Raw genomic sequence first — 12,968 nt, 5'->3', positions numbered from 1 at the left:
GAAGGCGCGCAGCCGGGCAAGCGATGCCAATTGCGGCTTCACGCTGTTTTCGCGCAATGTCGGCCAATGCGCGGCGATCAATGCCTCGATCGAGCGCATGAACGCCAATCTCGACACCTTGCAGGCCAAGCGCGAGCGGCTGGCCGGCGGCGGCACCCGGCGCGACCGCAGCCGCATCCTTGCGGCGCTCGACGCCAATGGCTGCCGCGACGACGAGATCGCTCCGCGCCGCGCTCCTATTCAGGAGGCCGCGCGCGACAATGGCAACGGCAATCTCTTCGAACAGCTTTTCGGCCGCGGTCAGGAAACCGAGCCTCTCGAGTTGCCCGATGCATCGGAGGTGCCGTCCGACGATCCCAGCGTGCGCAACATCCGCCGCATCATCAACCAGCCGGACGGCCTGGACCTGCCGCAGCCCAACGGCGAATTCCATACGGTGTGCGTACGCACTTGCGACGGCTATTTCTTCCCGATGTCGAACGCCGCCTCCTACGGCGATTTCGAGCGCGACCAGAAGAATTGCGAATCGAGCTGCCCCGGCACCGAGATGCAAGTCTTCTACACGCGCGGCATGGACGACGATGCCGGGGCGATGACCTCGTCGGTGACCGGCCGCCCTTACAGCGAGCTGCCGACGGCCTACCTCTACAAGAGCGCGAACTTCTCGCGGTCGCCGCAATGCGGCTGCAACGCCCAGGCTGAAAACTTCTCGATCATCGCCGGTAATCCGCCCAATCCGGAACAGTCGCAGCCGGACAGCGAGGCCACGCCCTTCGTCCCGGTACCGGCCGCCAAACCCGATCCTGGCGCCGACCCCGAAACGCTCGCCAATGCCGAAGGCGGGCTCGACCGCGCAGCGATCAAGCGCCTGACCACCAAGGTGCCGGAGTCGCCGGTATCGGCGCTGCCGCCGGAACAGCGCAAGGTCAGGGTCGTCGGGCCAGCGTTCCTTCCCGACCCATCAGCGGCAATAGATCTGAAAGCTCGGGCCCCGAAGTCCGCCCGGTGAGCGCCAGCCGCAGCGGCATAAACAGCGGCTTGCCCTTGCGGCCGGTCGCTTCCTTGATCTTGCCGGTCCAGTCCTTCCAGACGGCGCCATTCCATGGCTCTTCCGGCAACAGGTCGAACGCCTGGTCGAGGAAGTTGCGATCCTCGCCGGAGAACTCCGCCGACTCCTGCGGCCCGTCACTCAGGATTCTCCACCAGGCGACAGCGTCCGACAAGCGGTCGATATTGCCGCGTACCGCCAGCCAGAAGGGCTCGGCCTTGTCGCCGGAAATGCCGAGCACGATCAGCCGGTCGCGCGCCTCCTCGAACGGCATTTGATGCATGAGCGTCCGGTTGAGCACGAACAACTCGTCGGGATCGAACTTGGCGGCGGACTTGGACGTCGCCGCCGGGTCGAAATGCCCGGCGAGCTCGTTGAGATCGTGCGCGGCCGTAACGTTCTCCGATGTGCCGACGAGCACGGCGAGCGAGGCGACCGCCATCGGCTCGATGCCGTCCTCGCGCAGGCTTTCGATGGACAGCGCGCCAGTGCGCTTCGACAGCCCCTCGCCCGAGACGGTGGTCAAGAGATTGTGGTGGCCGAACACCGGCGGCTCGGCGCCCAGCGCCTGGAACAAGGCGATCTGCACGCCGGTATTGGTGACGTGATCATCGCCGCGGATGACATGGGTGACGCTCATATCGATGTCGTCGACCACCGAAGGCAGCGTGTAGAGATAGGTGCCGTCCTCGCGCACTAGGACCGGGTCCGACAGCGAGGCGAGATCGACGGTCTCCTCGCCGCGCACCAGGTCGTTCCAGTGCACCTCGGTGCGTTCGGGCTGCAGCGGGTCGCCGGTGAAGTTCGGCAGAAGAAAGCGCCAGTGCGGGCGGCGCCCGTCGGATTCGTATTCGGCCACCTGCTCCGGCGTCAGCGTCAGCGCCTCGCGGCCATAGACCGGCGGCAGGCCGCGCGTGCGGCGCACCTTGCGGCGCAGATCGAGTTCCTCCGGCGTTTCGTAGCAGGCATAGAGCACCCGCGCCGCCTTCAGCCGCTCGACCGCCGCGTCGTAGATCTCGACGCGGCGCGACTGGTATTCGGTGACATCCGGAAAAATGCCCAGCCAATGCAGGTCGTACAGGATGGAATCGGCGAATTCCTGGGTCGAGCGGGCAACGTCGGTGTCATCGAAGCGCTGGATGTAGCGGCCCTTATTGTTCATGGCGAACAGCCAGTTGAACAGCGCGGTGCGCGCGTTGCCGATATGAATGCGGCCGGTCGGCGATGGGGCGAAACGAACGGTAATGGTCATGAGCGGGGCGTAACGAATGCTTTTAGGCTTGACAAGACACGCCCCCGCGCAAGCGCAAGAGATAGTGCAAGCCAGCCAAAATGAAAAGCCGCTCGTCGGGCTCGGCTCCGGGCCACCCGGCGAACTCGTCCGCAACGATCGTCGAATCCAGGCTTTTGGAGGCCCCTTTCTGTCCCCGTTATCCACATATGTGACACACAACATATTGGGGTCACGAAAGCTACAAAAACGAATCCTTGACGGGTCAGAACGAGTCGCTTTTTATAGGCCATGCGCTCCTGTTGCGGGCGTGACCGGAGAGTTCAGAGGCCGGTCTTTTTCCCGGATTTTGTGCGTTTTTGCCCGCATTTCCGCCTGTTCACGAGGCCGGCGGGAGCGTTGGGATGTTGGGGCTTGGGTGGGCGAAAGGGAGAATTGTCGGCCTGGAAAAAATGATCTGTTAACACTATATTTAGTGTTTGCAGGCAGGCTCGACCCTAGATAGTGTGAACCTCCCTCGAACGAGGGAATCGACCAAAGTTTCAGTTAGGGACCCGCGGGGGTCGGCCTGCAGCCCGGGCAAATGCTTGGGCAAAGCGTTTTGCTGTCTGCACGGCGGCACCCGCGACGAGGAGAATGCCGGCATTGCTCGCGATGCCGGCAAACGGCGGACCGCGCTTTTAGCCATTGGGGCAGCAATCCCTGGGGAAAAGCGCTATATATAGATAAAAGGGACCGGACCAATGCGCATCGAGCGTCGCTTCACCAAGCCAGACCAAGCAGGTCAAGAAAGGGCTGCCTATGCGGAGATCGAATTCCGCAAGGCCCTGTCGGAGATCAAGAATCCCGATGGCTCGGTGGTGTTCCGCCTGGACAACATCGATGTGCCGGCCCAGTTCAGCCAGGTCGCGGCCGACATCCTGGCCCAAAAGTATTTTCGCAAGGCCGGCGTGCCCGCGCGCCTGAAGAAGGTCGAGGAGAACGACGTCCCGTCCTTCCTGTGGCGCTCGGTTGCGGACGAGACCGAACTTGCCAAGCTCCCGGAAGCGGAGCGCTATGGTTCGGAAACCGACGCCCGCCAGGTCTTCGACCGGCTGTCCGGCACCTGGACCTATTGGGGCTGGAAGGGCGGCTACTTCAAATCGGAAGAAGACGCGCGCGCCTTCCGTGACGAGCTCGCCTATATGCTGGCCACCCAGCGCGTCGCGCCGAACTCGCCGCAATGGTTCAACACCGGCCTGCACTGGGCCTATGGCATCGACGGTCCGAGCCAGGGTCATTTCTATGTCGACCCCTTCACCGGCAAGCTGACCAAGTCGAAGTCCGCCTACGAGCACCCCCAGCCGCATGCCTGCTTCATCCAAAGCGTGCAGGATGACCTCGTCAACGAGGGCGGCATCATGGACCTGTGGGTGCGTGAGGCGCGCCTGTTCAAATACGGTTCCGGCACCGGCTCGAACTTCTCGATGCTGCGCGGCGAAGGCGAGAAGCTTTCCGGCGGCGGCCGCTCGTCCGGCCTAATGAGCTTCCTCAAGATCGGCGACCGCGCGGCCGGCGCCATCAAGTCGGGCGGCACGACGCGCCGCGCCGCCAAGATGGTCATCGTCGATGCCGACCATCCCGATATCGAGGACTTCATCGACTGGAAGGTCAATGAGGAGCAGAAGGTCGCCTCGCTGGTGACCGGCTCGAAAATCGTCAAGAAGCACCTCGAAGCGATCATGAAGGCCTGCGTCAATTGCGAAGGCAATGGCGACGACTGCTTCGATCCGGCGCTGAACACCGCGTTGAAGCGCGAGATCAAGTTGGCCAAGCGGAACTCGGTGCCGGAGAACTATATTTACCGCGTCATCCAGTTCGCCCGCCAGGGCTACACCTCGATGTCGTTCAAGACCTACGACACCGACTGGGATTCTGACGCCTATCTAACCGTTTCCGGCCAAAACTCCAACAATTCGGTGTCGCTGAAGGACAATTTCCTGCGCGCCGTCGAGGCCGATGGCGACTGGCAGCTCACCGCCCGCAAGGACGGCAAGGTGCTGAAGACGCTGAAGGCACGCCACCTCTGGGAAAAGATCGGCTACGCCGCCTGGGCCTCGGCCGACCCCGGCCTGCACTTCAACACGACGATGAACGACTGGCACACCTGCGCTTCGGCCGGTGCGATCCGGGCCTCCAACCCGTGCTCGGAATACATGTTCCTCGACGACACGGCCTGCAATCTAGCCTCGATCAACCTTTTGCCCTACCGCAAGGAAGACGGCACGATCGACATCGCGGCTTACGAACACACCGTTCGTCTGTGGACCGTCGTGCTCGAAATCTCGGTGATGATGGCGCAGTTCCCGTCGAAGGAGATCGCCAAGCTCTCCTACGACTACCGCACGCTCGGCCTCGGCTACGCCAATATCGGCGGCCTGCTGATGACCTCGGGCATCCCCTACGACTCCGACGAGGGCCGCGCCATCTGCGCCGCGCTCACCGCGATCATGACCGGCGTCGCCTACTCGACCTCGGCCGAGATGGCTTCCGAGCTCGGCGCCTTCCCGGACTATGACCGCAACGCCCAGAACATGCTGCGCGTCATGCGCAACCACCGCCGCGCCGCTTACGGCGACAAGGACGGCTACGAGAAGCTCGCCGTCAATCCGGTGCCGCTGGTCGCGTCCGACCTCAAGCAGCAGGCGCTGGCCGAGCATGCCCGCGCTGCCTGGGACCGCGCCATCGAGCTCGGCGAGGAGCATGGCTACCGCAACGCGCAGGCGACCGTGATCGCGCCGACCGGCACGATTGGTCTAGTCATGGACTGCGACACCACCGGCATCGAGCCCGACTTCGCGCTGGTGAAATTCAAGAAGCTCGCCGGCGGCGGCTACTTCAAGATCATCAACCGCGCCGTGCCGGAAGCGCTGAGGACGCTGGGCTACTCCGAAAGCCAGATCGCCGAGATCGAGGCCTATGCGGTCGGCCACGGCAACCTCAACCAGGCGCCGGGCATCAATCCGTCGACGCTGAAGGCCAAGGGCTTCACCGACGAGAAGATCGCGGCGCTGAACGCGGCGCTGAAGTCGGCCTTCGACATCAAGTTCGTGTTCAACCAGTGGACGCTCGGCGCCGACTGGGTGAAGGAGACGCTCGGCTTCACCGACGAGCAGCTCTCCGACTTCTCCTTCGAGATGCTGCCGGCGCTGGGCTTCACCAAGAAGGAGATCGACGCCGCCAACATCCATGTCTGCGGCGCGATGACCCTTGAGGGAGCACCATTTCTGAAAGACCAGCACCTGCCGGTGTTCGACTGCGCCAGCCCTTGCGGCAAGATCGGCAAGCGCTCACTGTCGATCCAGAGCCACATCCTGATGATGGCCGCGGCGCAGCCCTTCATCTCGGGCGCCATCTCCAAGACCATCAACATGCCGAACGAGGCGACGGTCGAGGACGCCAAGAACGCCTACATGCTGTCCTGGAAGCTGGCGCTGAAGGCCAACGCGCTCTACCGCGACGGCTCGAAGCTGTCGCAGCCGCTCAACGCCTCGCTGCTCGCCGATGACGACGAGGACGAGGACGAGGCGGTCGAGCAACTGATCGCCGCACCGGCCGCCCAGCGCGCCGTGCAGGTGACGGAAAAGATCGTCGAGCGCGTCATCGAGCGGCTTTACCGCGACCGCGAGAAACTGCCGAACCGCCGCAAGGGCTACACGCAGAAGGCGGTCGTCGGCGGCCACAAGGTGTATCTCAGGACCGGCGAATTCGACGACGGCCGCCTCGGCGAGATATTCATCGACATGCACAAGGAAGGCGCGGCCTTCCGCGCGATGATGAACAACTTCGCCATCGCAATCTCGCTCGGCCTGCAATATGGCGTGCCGCTCGATGAATATGTCGAGGCCTTCACCTTCACCAAGTTCGAACCGGCCGGCATGGTGCAGGGCAACGACGCGATCAAGAACGCGACCTCGATCCTTGACTATGTGTTCCGCGAGCTTGCCGTCTCCTATCTCGGCCGCCACGACCTCGCCCATGTCGACCAGTCGGACTTCGACAAGACAGCGCTCGGCCGCGGCATCACCGAAGGCAAGGCGACACCCTTCTCGAAAGGCCTCTATCGCGGCGCCTCGCCGGTGAAGCTGGTGTCGGGCGTCGGCACCGAGCCCAAGGGTTTTGGCGGCTCGGCACCGACGACCACCCCTGCCCGCGCAGCACCGACCGCCTTCGCCGGTTCCAACGTGCTGGCGCTGAAGCCGGCGAGCGACGAGGCCCTAGCCTACAAGCGCGACTATGAGGACCGCGCCAGGGAACTGGCCGAGGAGATGGTGGAACAGGAAGCCGAGGCCGCCGGCGGCGCCGAAGCTCTGTTCACCGACGCCGCTGCGAACGAAGCGGCCGAGGCGAAGAAGCTCGCCGCGACCAGGCGCCAGCAGTCGCTGCTGCAGGGCTACACCGGCAACGAATGCTCCGAGTGCCACAACTTCACCATGGTGCGGAACGGCACCTGCGAGAAGTGCGACACCTGCGGTTCGACGAGCGGGTGCAGCTGAGATCTGGATGCCGCCTCGGCTGACGGTTCGCGAAGTCATTCGCCTACTGGAGGCCGACGGCTGGTATCTGGTTGCAACCAAGGGCAGCCATCGCCAATATAAGCACAAGACCAAAGCCGGCCGCGTCACCGTGGCCGGCAAGCCGTCTGAAGAGGTTGCCCCAGGAACGCTGAACAGCATCCTCAAGCAGTCCGGTCTGAAGGAGCGATGACATGCGTTACGCGGTGGTGATCGAAAAAGCCGGAGACAATTTTTCCGCTTATGTGCCGGACTTGCCGGGCTGCATCGCGACCGGCGCGACCGTGCCTGAGGTGGAAAACGAAATTCGCGGCGCAATACGTTTCCATATCGAGGGTTTGCGCGCCGACGGTTTGGAAATTCCTGAAGCCGTCAGCTTGGCGGAATATGTAGAGGCATAGAACCGTCGGGATTGCAGTACGATCAGTTGGCAATGCTGCCCTATACTGCGACGGTATCGAATGATCGACCACATCACCATCGAAGTGAGCGACCTCGAGAAGAGCAAGCTCTTCTACGAAAAGGCGTTCGCGCCGTTGGGATACAGCCTCTCTTTCGGCAAGGAAGGCGTGTTCTGGGCCTTCGATGTCGGCAATGGCTGCCTGTTCGAGATCCAGCGCACCGGCGAGAAACCGCCGCTCACCCATCTGCATGTGGCCTTCCGGGTAAAGAGCAAGGCGAAGGTCGATGCGTTCTATCGGGCAGCGCTCGAGGCACGCGTCGGGGACAATGGCGCACCCGGTCCGCTCCCGGATTATGCTCAGAATTACTACGCCTGCTTCGTGCTCGATCCCGATGGCTACAACATCGAGGCGATGATCAACGAGCCTTCCGCGTCGTCATTCTAGGGCGGAGCAAGGAGCGAAGCGACGCGGCGCAGACCCTAGAATCTACGCCGTTACATCAAGGCGTTGCAGCGGTTCAGAATTCTGCACCGTTGCGCCCTACGGCAATGGTCACATGGATCCTCGGGCCAAGCCCGAGGATGACGAAGCGCGAGGACGAGCGTCCACCTCTGCGTAGAAGATGCGCATCAATCCTTGAACGCAATCCCGTACTTCGCCGCCTGCTCCTTCGGCATATCGGCCAGCGCCTGGCGCACCGTGTAGCCGCCATAGACGTCGCCGCCGTTGCGGATCATCCAGTCCTCGACATCCGCCTCGGCCACCGTCATGCGGTCGCCCATCTTGTACTGGTTGCCGTTGACCGGCTTGTCGGCGAGAAGGCCGACGAAGTGGCCGTCGCTGTAGCCGGTAAGCTGCAGCCAGATGTGCTCGGTGGCGCCGTTCTGAGTAAGCGGGAACTTCACCGTGTAGGTGCCGGGCGTACGTGCGTCCATCAGCTCATGGAAGCGCGGCAGCGTCGAATGGCCCTTGGCCTTGGCGCCCTGCATCGCCTTGTCGCCAGTGTAATAGGCGACCACGTTTTCCTTCATTGGGCGCGGCGCGGTCGGCGAGGCGCCGGGCGCTGCCTCCGGAATGGCGGCCGGCTTGTTGCTCGCCATGTGGCCGAGCGCGTTGAAGAACCCGTAGCCAAGAGCGGCTGCGAAAACGATTGCCACAACTGGATTGCGCATAGACCCCTCCAAGACGCGATCACGAACACGTTACCGGAAGGGCGTTGCCGCACCGCTAAGGGACAAAGTGAGCGGATGATTAGCGAAATGCTGAAAATTGCCGCCAAGGCCGTGGATGTCGTTCAACCGCCAAACGGCAAATTGCCTGATCCAGGTCAAGGCGCTGCAGGGCGTCCTGTTGTCTCCTCGGCTGTTCTTGCGAGGAGATACCCATGCCCACCGAGACCTTGATCGTCATCGCCGTCGTTCTGGCCTATTTTGCGATCTTCATGGGCGTGCTCGCCTATGCGGCATTCACGGAATCACGTCCCCGGTCGGCCAAGCAGCCGAGGAAATCCGTAAGCGGATCAATCCGCGTCGGCCACCATCGGCCCGCCGCCGAGCCAGGCGCGCCATTGCCGCTCGTCGCCATGGAACACGTTGAGGTCGACGCGGCCGCTCACGCCGTGCGACAGGCCGGAGCCGGAATACTGCCAGAACAGCCACCTGCGGCCCGGATAGACCTTTGACGGGTGCGCGGCGACCGCGCGCAGCCAGAACGGATAGTCCTGGAAGGCGCCGCGCAGATTGTCGCGATAGAAGTCCGGCGACGTGTAGATGATGGGCCGCTGGCCGTAGTAGCGCTCCAGCTTGTCCATGAACACCTGCATCTTCTCCAGCACTTTTTCGCGCGAAGGCCGGCGCTGGCAGGAGGAATCGCCGTTCCACTCGACGTCGATCACCGGCGGCAGCCCGCCTTGGACCCGCGGCACGTTGCGGATGAACCAGTCGGCCTGCTCGCCGGCGGTGCGGCACCAATAGAAGAAATGATAGGCGCCGCGCTTCAGCCCGGCGGCGTCGGCGCCGCGCCAGTTCCTCATGAACATCGGATCGAGATGGTCGCCGCCATCGGTCGCCTTGATATAGGCGAAGTTGGCGCCCTGGGCGCGCAGCTTCTGCCAGTTGATGTTGCCCTGCCAGCGCGAGACGTCGACGCCGTGCACCGCAAGATGCCGGGGCGATGAGCGGCCGAAATTGATCGGCTTGGCATCGCGGAAAGCATAGCGGGTGACCGGGCTGGCGAGCATCGCCGGTGCTGCGCGCGACAGCCGCTTCGGCGGCGATACGAGCGCTGCCTCCTGAACCGGCGGCTCGACCGCGTCCGGCAGGTCGGTCGCCGGGAACGCCGCCGTCTCTTCCTCGGCCAGGCCGAAAGGACGCGAATTCCCGTCGTCGGGGCGTGCGTTCTCGTCGTCAAGACGCGCATTCTCGTCGCCAGGCAGCGGCGCCGGGGGCCTGATGCGCGCCGAGCCCGTCATCGACGCGGTCTGTACGGTTGTCTCGGTATCGGCCGCCCCCACGGCCTTCGCCACCGGCGCGCTCGGCCGCACGACGGAGCTCGTCGTCTCGCTGGACGGCACCTGCAAGGCATCGACGCCCGAGGTGGACGAGCAGCCGGCAAGGCAAAGCGCTGCGAGCACGAAACTGACGACGCCAAAAATCCGCATCTTGACCTGTACGCAAAACAAAACAGACCGAGGGCAGGAACGACGCCGCCGGAAGCGCCTTTCCTAATGAGAAATTACCAATAAAGTTTGAATCAAAATTTACTTTTGGTCCGGCCGGGCGATTCGCGATCGGCCCGTGCCGCCGTGAAGCCGGAAGCCAAAAGGCCCTGGTTGGATAGCCGCAGGCCCCCCGTTACAACCGACGTCTTGAAAGACAGGGTCTAACCCTGCCCCAATTCGTACCCATATAGGGGGCTCTCTAGATGCGTTCGAAACGCTCCGACCCCAAGGATTGTCACCCCAAGGATTTGTCACCGATGTCAAAATCACGGACGATCAAAGTTGCGTCGATCTTCCTGATCCTGCTCATGGCGCTTGGAAGCGCGTCTATCGGCACCGCCGAGGCGCGCATGGGCGGCAGTTTCGGCAGCCGCGGCAGCAGGACTTTCCAGGCCCCCGCCCCAACGAACACCGCGCCCTATACGGCACCTGTGAGGCGCTCGATGACGCCGAACACCACCCAGTCGATACCGCCGTCGCAGTCGTTTCCCGGCCAGGCGCGCCCGGGATTCTGGAACGGCTTCGGTGGAGGCTTGGTCGGCGGTCTGGTCGGAGGGCTGCTCTTCAACGGCCTGTTCGGCATGATGCTCGGCCATGGATTCGGCGGTATCGGCGGCGGCTTCAGCTTCATCTTCCAGCTGCTGCTGATCGGCGGCCTCATCATGTTGGCGATGCGGTTTTTCAGCCGCGACAATGCCGCGCCGGCCAATATGAGGAGTTCCGGCTTTCCTTTCGGCCAGCAAAGCTGGGGAGGCTCCCAACCCAGCTTCCCATCCCGCACGACGGGTTTGGGCGCGGCCGGCGCATCCGGCGCCGACGAAATCGGCATCACGGCTGCCGATCGGGACGCGTTCGAACGTATCCTCGGCGAAGTGCAGGCCGCGTTCAGCCATGAGGACCATCAGGGATTGCGAAGGCTGACGACCCCCGAAATGGTTTCCTACCTTTCGGAGGAGCTCGCGGACAACGCAACCCATGGCCTCAAGAACGACGTGACCGATCTTGAGCTGCTGGAGGCCGATATCGCGGAGGCATGGCGGGAAGGCTCGCGCGACTACGCCACGGCGGCAATGCGCTGGTCGGCGATCGATGTCATGCGCAACCGCCAGACCGGCGCCGTCGAAAAGGGCGATCCGAACAATCCGGTCGAAGCGACCGAAGTGTGGACCTTCACCCGCGAGGCCGGCGGGCCGTGGCTGCTGTCCGCGATCCAGGACGCGTCCAACTAAAGGCAAGGGCACTGCGGCCCTATCCGCTGATGCAGCTTTCCGCCGCTGATCGATAGCTGTTGCCTACCCGCCTCGTCTGAACACGCCGATCATCGGCCCGAGATTCCAGAAATCGTCGTTGCGGCCGATGGCCGGCGCATAGAGGCTGGAGATCGAGCCGTCGAGGAAGAGCGCGTTGGGACAGCCGAGCTCGTCGCGGAACAGGCGGGCGAACTCGTGGAAGGTCACGACGTCGTTCGAGATCGCGAAAACGGCGACGCCGTCGGCACGCACGCCGACGCCGTCGCGGATTTTTCGCGAAGGGCTGCCTGCCTGGAATTTCGGATGCAGCTTACCGTCGATGACCAGCATCGGTCCCGACTGGGTGGCATAATCCACTTTTGGGGGACGCTTCAGAAAATCCTTCGTCGCGCGAACGCCGGCCTTGCCGCCGCCGAGAAAGAAGATGCCGTTCGGCTGCATGGAGAAATTGCCGGTGCCGGTCCCGGTCTTCGCCGACGCGATCTGCTGCCCTCGCTCGACATAGAGCCCGACCGGCGCGAGATTGGGATGGTACATGCCGGCATTTATGCCGAAGAGCATGGTGCGCCCGGCAGCCTGCTGCGCATTTCGAAGATTGTGCAGCGACTGGTAGAGCTTGCCGTCGGGATCCTTCCAGAACAGCTCGATCGAATAGTGTTTCGGATCGGCCTCGCAGACGAGATAGGTCGCGCTCTCGAAGGTGTGGTCGCGGCAGGGCGGCAGCGCCGCCAGCCATTGGCCGGCGCCTAAGCCCGCGCCGACAGCGGCCGGCAGCGCCGATTTCACCAGCGTCGCCAGCAAGGGCACCGATTGCAGCAGCGTCGCAAGATCCATCAGCACACCCGAAGCGAAGGTTCAGGTGCCCGGTATAGCGGATTCGGTGAAAGCCTCTAAGTAAGCCAGCCAGTGGCGACGCCGATGAGAAGCACGACGCCGAGCAGGCCGCGATAGATGACGAAGGGCCAGGCGGAAAAGCGCTCGAGCACCCGCATCAGCCCCCATATGGCGAAGAAGGCCGAGATCGACGCGACGACGAGGCCGACGGCCAGGACCGACCAGCCATAGGCCCCGAGGTGGATCTTGTGCAGTTCCCAAAGCTCCTTGAGCCCAGCAAGCGCGATCGCCGGCAGTCCGAGCAGGAAGGAGAGCCGCGCCGCCTCCGGCCGGGCATAGCCAAGACCCAGCGCTGCCGTCAGCGTCGATCCCGAGCGCGACACGCCGGGAATGAGGGCGCCCACCTGGGCAACGCCGACGAGCAAGGCGTCGAGCACGGAGACCTTGTCGAGCGTCAGCCTGTGGCTGGCATAGATCTCGGAGAGCGCAAGCAGCACGGCCATGACGATGCAGGCCCAGCCGATCACGGCGATGCCGCGCAATGGCGAATTGCAGGCATTGAGCACGCCGGAAAGCGCGAGGCCGACTATGACGATCGGAACGGTTGCAAGCACGATGCCGACCGCCAGGCGAAAATGGCGGTTGGCATAATCGCGCCGCGCGAGCGCCGCCAGCGAACCCACCGCGACCTCTCTGACATCGCTCCAGAAATAGCTTATCACCGCAGCCAACGCCGCAAGCTGCATGGCGGCCGAAAAGGCGGAACCGGGATCCTGCCAGCCGAGCACGGCGGGCACGACGCGCATATGCGCCGTCGAAGAGATCGGCAGCAATTCGGTGATGCCTTGCACGATGCCGAGAAACGCCACCTTGGCATAACCCAGGCCGACAAAGCCGGTGTCCAGTCCCTGTGTGCAGACGTCGGTCAT

The 12,968-nt window shown here is 63.6% G+C and carries 10 protein-coding genes and 2 pseudogenes; 6 read left to right on the top strand and 6 right to left on the bottom strand.

The annotated features are described in order from the left end of the window. On the top strand, window positions 1-1,009 hold a 1,009-nt coding region (locus DH10_RS11045; protein WP_192384716.1), incomplete at its 5' end, for a DUF2865 domain-containing protein. On the opposite strand, the gene gltX is transcribed toward DH10_RS11045, so the two are convergent. Then, window positions 927-2,300 (bottom strand): glutamate--tRNA ligase, encoded by a 1,374-nt coding sequence (gene gltX, locus DH10_RS11040; RefSeq protein ID WP_192254006.1) that lies wholly within the window; start codon window positions 2,298-2,300, stop codon window positions 927-929. The two genes, DH10_RS11045 and gltX, sit on opposite strands and share 83 nt — an antisense overlap. A gap of 722 nt (window positions 2,301-3,022) precedes the next feature. Here gltX and DH10_RS11035 point away from each other — a divergent pair. The 4 genes from DH10_RS11035 to DH10_RS11020 are packed head-to-tail and all read left to right on the top strand — an operon-like array spanning window position 3,023 to window position 7,680. Beyond that, the gene (locus tag DH10_RS11035; protein WP_192254004.1) at window positions 3,023-6,814 is read left to right on the top strand and encodes a vitamin B12-dependent ribonucleotide reductase; all 3,792 of its coding nucleotides are present in this window, start codon (window positions 3,023-3,025) and stop codon (window positions 6,812-6,814) included. A 7-nt stretch (window positions 6,815-6,821) separates the two neighbouring features. Continuing rightward, complete coding sequence (locus DH10_RS11030; RefSeq protein WP_376774893.1) at window positions 6,822-7,025, top strand: type II toxin-antitoxin system HicA family toxin; 204 nt, start codon at window positions 6,822-6,824, stop codon at window positions 7,023-7,025. Between the two features lies 1 nt (window position 7,026). Next, window positions 7,027-7,233, top strand: coding sequence for a type II toxin-antitoxin system HicB family antitoxin (locus DH10_RS11025; RefSeq protein ID WP_192254002.1), 207 nt, complete (start codon window positions 7,027-7,029; stop codon window positions 7,231-7,233). Between the two features lie 60 nt (window positions 7,234-7,293). After that, entirely contained in the window at window positions 7,294-7,680 is a 387-nt protein-coding gene (locus DH10_RS11020; protein ID WP_192254000.1) for a VOC family protein, read from the top strand. Window positions 7,681-7,865: 185 nt separating this feature from the next. Here DH10_RS11020 and DH10_RS11015 read toward each other — a convergent pair whose 3' ends face one another. From DH10_RS11015 to DH10_RS38170, 3 genes and pseudogenes are all read right to left on the bottom strand, one after another. Further along, window positions 7,866-8,408, bottom strand: a complete 543-nt coding sequence (locus DH10_RS11015) for a DUF2314 domain-containing protein (protein WP_192253998.1) — start codon at window positions 8,406-8,408, stop codon at window positions 7,866-7,868. Window positions 8,409-8,755: 347 nt separating this feature from the next. After that, window positions 8,756-9,613 (bottom strand): annotated as a pseudogene (locus DH10_RS11010) (glycoside hydrolase family 25 protein); the annotation flags it as partial. A gap of 140 nt (window positions 9,614-9,753) precedes the next feature. Then, window positions 9,754-9,895: pseudogene (locus tag DH10_RS38170) on the bottom strand (glycoside hydrolase family 25 protein); the annotation flags it as partial. 317 nt (window positions 9,896-10,212) lie between these two features. Here DH10_RS38170 and DH10_RS11005 point away from each other — a divergent pair. Continuing rightward, window positions 10,213-11,184, top strand: a complete 972-nt coding sequence (locus tag DH10_RS11005; protein ID WP_192253994.1) for a Tim44 domain-containing protein — start codon at window positions 10,213-10,215, stop codon at window positions 11,182-11,184. Window positions 11,185-11,247: 63 nt separating this feature from the next. Here the strand turns inward: DH10_RS11005 and DH10_RS11000 are convergent, their stop codons facing one another. Together DH10_RS11000 and DH10_RS10995 are read right to left on the bottom strand one after the other, a co-directional pair. Then, window positions 11,248-12,039 (bottom strand): phosphodiester glycosidase family protein, encoded by a 792-nt coding sequence (locus DH10_RS11000; protein ID WP_192253986.1) that lies wholly within the window; start codon window positions 12,037-12,039, stop codon window positions 11,248-11,250. 56 nt (window positions 12,040-12,095) lie between these two features. After that, window positions 12,096-12,968, bottom strand: coding sequence for an undecaprenyl-diphosphate phosphatase (locus DH10_RS10995; protein WP_192253984.1), 873 nt, complete (start codon window positions 12,966-12,968; stop codon window positions 12,096-12,098).

Origin of the sequence: Mesorhizobium silamurunense (genome assembly GCF_014843825.1) — a bacterium.
In the GTDB taxonomy this organism is placed as follows: Bacteria; Pseudomonadota; Alphaproteobacteria; order Rhizobiales; family Rhizobiaceae; genus Mesorhizobium; species Mesorhizobium silamurunense.
Note: the sequence above shows the minus strand (reverse complement) of the source record. Positions and strands in the feature narration are given on the sequence as shown.

Bases quoted from the DNA above. Each gene is read 5' to 3' on its own strand.
- DH10_RS11000 (WP_192253986.1), bottom strand. From the start codon at position 12,039: ATGGATCTTGCGACGCTGCTGCAATCGGTGCCCTTGCTGGCGACGCTG.
- DH10_RS11015 (WP_192253998.1), bottom strand. From the start codon at position 8,408: ATGCGCAATCCAGTTGTGGCAATCGTTTTCGCAGCCGCTCTTGGCTAC.
- DH10_RS11020 (WP_192254000.1), top strand. From the start codon at position 7,294: ATGATCGACCACATCACCATCGAAGTGAGCGACCTCGAGAAGAGCAAG.
- DH10_RS11035 (WP_192254004.1), top strand. From the start codon at position 3,023: ATGCGCATCGAGCGTCGCTTCACCAAGCCAGACCAAGCAGGTCAAGAA.
- DH10_RS11030 (WP_376774893.1), top strand. From the start codon at position 6,822: ATGCCGCCTCGGCTGACGGTTCGCGAAGTCATTCGCCTACTGGAGGCC.
- DH10_RS10995 (WP_192253984.1), bottom strand. From the start codon at position 12,968: ATGACCGACGTCTGCACACAGGGACTGGACACCGGCTTTGTCGGCCTG.
- DH10_RS11005 (WP_192253994.1), top strand. From the start codon at position 10,213: ATGTCAAAATCACGGACGATCAAAGTTGCGTCGATCTTCCTGATCCTG.
- DH10_RS11025 (WP_192254002.1), top strand. From the start codon at position 7,027: ATGCGTTACGCGGTGGTGATCGAAAAAGCCGGAGACAATTTTTCCGCT.
- gltX (WP_192254006.1), bottom strand. From the start codon at position 2,300: ATGACCATTACCGTTCGTTTCGCCCCATCGCCGACCGGCCGCATTCAT.